4 protein-coding genes are annotated in these 3,135 nt (G+C 59.2%); 1 reads left to right on the forward strand and 3 read right to left on the reverse strand.

The features are described 5' to 3' along the window. Window positions 1-87: 87 nt before the first annotated feature. Window positions 88-504, forward strand: coding sequence for a hypothetical protein (locus tag C8N42_RS21030; protein WP_245890335.1), 417 nt, complete (start codon window positions 88-90; stop codon window positions 502-504). Here C8N42_RS21030 and C8N42_RS22255 read toward each other — a convergent pair. The 3 genes from C8N42_RS22255 to C8N42_RS21045 all read right to left on the reverse strand — a co-directional run. Then, a complete protein-coding gene (locus C8N42_RS22255) occupies window positions 501-1,067 on the reverse strand; it encodes a TniQ family protein (RefSeq protein WP_107818338.1) in 567 nt (188 codons plus the stop codon). The genes C8N42_RS21030 and C8N42_RS22255 overlap by 4 nt on opposite strands. Then, on the reverse strand, window positions 1,064-1,945 hold the full coding sequence (locus C8N42_RS21040) for a TniB family NTP-binding protein (RefSeq protein WP_107818340.1): 882 nt from the start codon (window positions 1,943-1,945) through the stop codon (window positions 1,064-1,066). Before C8N42_RS21040 ends, C8N42_RS22255 begins: the two co-directional genes overlap by 4 nt. 1 nt (window position 1,946) lies before the next feature. Next, window positions 1,947-3,135: Mu transposase C-terminal domain-containing protein (locus tag C8N42_RS21045; RefSeq protein WP_170109399.1), on the reverse strand; the 1,189-nt coding region annotated here is incomplete at its 5' end.

The raw sequence follows: 3,135 nt of genomic DNA on the forward strand, positions 1-3,135 counted from the left end.
TGTCTGCAATGCTCCCGAGAGGGCCTTTCGCTCAGGCATTGGAGGCGGGCCTGGGCATTTGACTGTCAGGTTTGCGGGACGAGACTTGTGCAGACGCTCGGCAAGGACGGTGGTGAACAGATGCCCGAAAAGCTGATAAATCGTGCGCGCCACGGCGCAGCGCGGCTTGAATACGCCGCGCGATTACGCAGTCTCAGGCAACTTCGGCGCGCAATGCGCGCGGTCACCTTTGCCATATCATTAAAGGCCTTCCGCGGAGATCCGGCATACGCTCTTCAGAGCCACAAACCAGAAGTGAGGCTGTTCGGCCTTGCTGCCATTGATGCCGCCCGATCACGTCCGCTGGTCAAAGCGGCCATCTCAAGCTCCGGCATCGACGACTATGCAAGGGTTGCTCTATTGCGCGCCTTCGAGAAAGAGCCACGTCTGCTTGTTGCGGTTGATCATATTGCGCAAAGGCGCGCAAGAAGCACAGGCCCGACGAAAGCCGAATCTCGCAATTAAGGGCAAAAATTGTCGTCAAACGCGCCGCGTCTCAGAATTAAGGGCAACGCGACACTTCGGCCGCAGGCAGGGCAGTGATCGCGCAAGCGGCATCCATGCCGAAAGCAGGAAACGCGCGTCGCCAGGCTCCAGCCGCGCCGGAAGAACGGTGCGCGATCCTCTTTTAGGCATGCCGGGCAATATTGCAGGCGATTGACCCGAGCGGTCGATGTGCGGGCATCTCCTGATCCTGTGATCTGCCGCAATCGCAACCGGGCCAGTGGGTCGCGGTGCAAAGCCAGGCCATCAATGTCCTCGGCGGGCAATCCGGTTCGCTCGACCAGGAGATCAAGGACTCGCCCGGGAAGGTCTCGGTCAAGCTTTGCAGACCAATCTCCACCTGCGACATCCAGAACCCGCCCAAAATATTGAGGTGGAATTCCATTGGCCATGGCCAGCCTGTGCAGCCAGCTCGACAGCAGCTCTCCGGGTGCCGGTGGAACGACGACGGGCCAGCCTTGCCCCACCTCATTGCCGTAGTCGCGCGCAGGTGTGACTGTGATCTCGGACGCAGACTGGGTCACATCATTTCGCGGCGCAAAGGCGCATTTCGGCGTTTCGACAGGGGCGTGTAACCGAGAGAGGTGATGGTCGCTTCAGAAATGTGTTCCTCGCCGGTCCTTATCGCCGTGATAGCTGCGTTGCTCACGATATCGACGACCTCTCCGATCAAGCCCTCTGACAATTCATGGATGATCTCAGCCAGTGGCGGTCGCGACAGGTTCGAGGCGCGGGCGAGAGGCATGCTGGTCTCAAGACTATCGAGGAGCGTCGCGAAATCCTCGTCATACGCCCATCTGGAAATAGGGATCGTATCGAACCGCGATCCCATTTCCTCGGTGTCGTGCACTGCATCGTAGACCGCGACCTCGCCGACCAATACGGGCGAGATGTCGTGGACACGTGCGATACGACGCATAAACGAGAAGATCGCTTTCACATCCTGGCGCCGCCCGCGCAAGGCGCTGTGGAACTCATCGAAGATGAGCACGCGGGGTTTCAGGCTGTCCAGCAAGTGATCCACCTGCTCGCCCGCGCGCGACAGGCTTCGCCAGCCAGATGCCTGAGGTGCGCGCAACCCGGCAAGAATGCTGGCATAGAAGTGAGACAGTCCGGCACCTTCTCGGGTCTGGATCACCCAGATCCTTTGACGTTCTGACTGACGCAAATGTTCAATCGCGAAGCGTTCGGCGATCATTGTCTTGCCATTGTGATAGGGGCCCGTCAGCAAGAGCCCTCTGGGGCGCAATGTTACAGGCCGATCAAGCAGCAGACGCATGGCGTTATGGGCGCGACTTGCAACCGGATGGCTGATCCAACGGGCCGTCCGGATATGGTCGATGCGGCACGCGTCACCGGCATCGAGAAGTGATGCGGCGGAGTCCAGGAGGTGATCAGTCATTTCACCAATCCTCAACCGGAAAGACGCGGCGCGGGCGCTCAGGGTCAGGCGTTTCGCTGATTGGCGTCGGGGAAGAAGTGAGGCTCTGGTAGGGTTTCGGCGCATGAGCCGCATGCCTGGCCCGTGCGATTTCCTTCAGCCTTTGCTTCTTCGATGCCGAGGCATCCACCGTCGCCGCGATTTCACGGCGGATCGCGGTCTTCTCCTCAATCGGGCGCCGGCCGGTTTCGCGCGCTCGGTTTCTCTCGGCCCTGTGCTGCCAGAAGGTGACCGCCTCAAGCAGTCCATCCCGCCGCCCCACAGGGCGCCAAGCTCCTGTATCGGGATCCTTGATGTAGATGTGGCTCATGTCCCGAGGATCATAACGAACATCGAGAGCATCCGATCGATCACGGCGGGCGACTAATGGGCCCAACCATGGATCGAAATAGTCGTTGGCAAACAGGCTGACACCTTGAGGTGAAATCCTGCGTGTCTTGTTCGGGAGAAAGCTGAGCAGAACGTCGAAAGGGTTGTCTTCTGGGCCATCCGGCTGACGGCATTTTCGTTCCCATTCCTTGGTCGGGACCGTCAGCTTGCGTTCATTCTGGCTAAGATTGTGATCGATAATCGCCAGCGCGATACAGCGTTCGAGGTCTGCAAAGTTGAGCCTCGCACGGTCTTCGGACAGGTACTCACCCCGATCCGCGATGGAACGCCCGGTCTTGCCAGGCAGGGAGCGCAGCACCGTATTCACTTTGCCGAGAAGCCGCTCGACAACCCCGCCACGATGGACGGTCCCCTTGTTCCGGCTTTGAATTACAATGCCGTACTCGGCACAACCCCGGATGAAACTGGTGCTTCTGAATTCCCTGGCAGAATCCACGACGACCTTCTTCGGGCGACCAAACATCGGCCAGGAATGATTGATGTCGCGCGCTGCCAGCCAGTCCTCCTTGCGGCACATCGCCTGCGCAAGACAGAGGGCGACCGACAGGCGTGAGGGCTGCTCAAGGGTCAGGCAGAAGCCAATAATCGCGCTTGTTGCAACATCGGCTGCGATAGTGAGATAGGGGCGTCCGACATAGATGCCCTGACCATCGATGACTTCTACAAGGCCTGGCTGGCCCGAAGCTGCATATTTGGGCTTTTGAGAGAACATGTTGAGAACAAAAGGCTGATTGACGGTCAGAGCTGATGTTGGATGATAC

The sequence above is a fragment of the Celeribacter persicus genome (assembly GCF_003050785.1).
In the GTDB taxonomy this organism is placed as follows: domain Bacteria; phylum Pseudomonadota; class Alphaproteobacteria; order Rhodobacterales; family Rhodobacteraceae; genus Celeribacter; species Celeribacter persicus.